Annotated in this window: 1 protein-coding gene and 1 pseudogene; one reads left to right on the plus strand and one right to left on the minus strand. The window is 36.8% G+C overall.

The window, feature by feature from the left end; all coding sequences use genetic code 11:
• Nucleotides 1–610, minus strand: a 610-nt coding sequence (locus HRG09_RS28110; RefSeq protein WP_174104073.1) for an IS6 family transposase, incomplete at its 3' end; no start/stop codon positions are given.
• Between the two features lie 239 nt (nucleotides 611–849).
• On the opposite strand from HRG09_RS28110, the pseudogene HRG09_RS29600 reads away from it, so the two are divergent.
• A pseudogene (locus HRG09_RS29600) lies at nucleotides 850–1,054 on the plus strand (hypothetical protein).
• Nucleotides 1,055–1,081: the final 27 nt, after the last annotated feature.

Consider the following 1,081-nt stretch of genomic DNA (forward strand, 5'->3'; position numbering starts at 1 on the left):
TATATAAAGCATGAATGGTTTCGATGCCTTTCAAGGTACGGGAAGCGTGGCGAAGACTTTGAAATCCTAAAGAACGGGAGAATCGACGTTTCACATGTCGGTGATCTTGCTCAACGATATTATTGAGGTACTTGCTTGTACGATGAAAGGTATTTTTGTAAAGACCTATCTCCTTTAATTTTTTGAATGCGGAAGCTAAAAAAGGGGCCTTATCTGTCGTCAGAACCGTTGGTTCTCCAAAAGATTGAACAAGTCTTTTCATAAAAGCATATGCTGCTTGTGTGTCACGTTTTTGACGAAGTTGAATATCCAATGTGTGCCCGTCTTTATCAATTGCTCGATATAAATAACACCATTTCCCTTTCACCTTGATATAGGTTTCATCTAAACGCCAAGATAACAGTGTGTTTTTGTTTTTCTTTTTCCAAATGTGATAGATGAGATTGCCATATTCATGAACCCAGCGCATGATAGTTGTTGGATGAATAGAAATACCACGCTCTTTCAAGATTTCAGATACATCACGATAGCTCAAAGAAAAACGACAATAGTAGCCGACGGCTACCAAAATAATATCCTTTTTAAACTGTTTTCCTTTAAAATACCCCATATATCATTCTCCTGCTCACACTTTTTCTACAGGTTAGCTTAGTTTAGAAAACTTTGCAACAGAACCGTTTTAAATCTATGAGAAAAGGACCTGCTACGAATAGCAGGTCCTCTCCAAGATGGCAAAGAGTAATTCTTACGGTACTCTTTGTTCATATAATACACGAATATTAATAATAACTCTAGATTCTATATATTGAGAAATAAAGTTTTAATAATTCTAAACAAAGGGGGCTGAAAATAAGTGTTTTAACAAACTTAAAAGAATATGCAGTCTACAAAGGTGAATCGCTAGTATGTATGGACCATACAGGAATGCGCTCAACATATGAGAGTACTTCCTGAAACGGTTCGTTATTATACAACGCCAGCTTATCAAAGGAGAATGGCGAAGAGGAAGAGAGCGAAGAATTACTTAACTGTTACTGCATTGGAGGAGGAATGAGTATGTTTTGGGGAGCAGGAGAAAAAT

It is taken from the genome of Bacillus sp. Xin1, assembly GCF_013314535.1.
Classification (GTDB): Bacteria; Bacillota; Bacilli; order Bacillales; family Bacillaceae_G; genus Bacillus_A.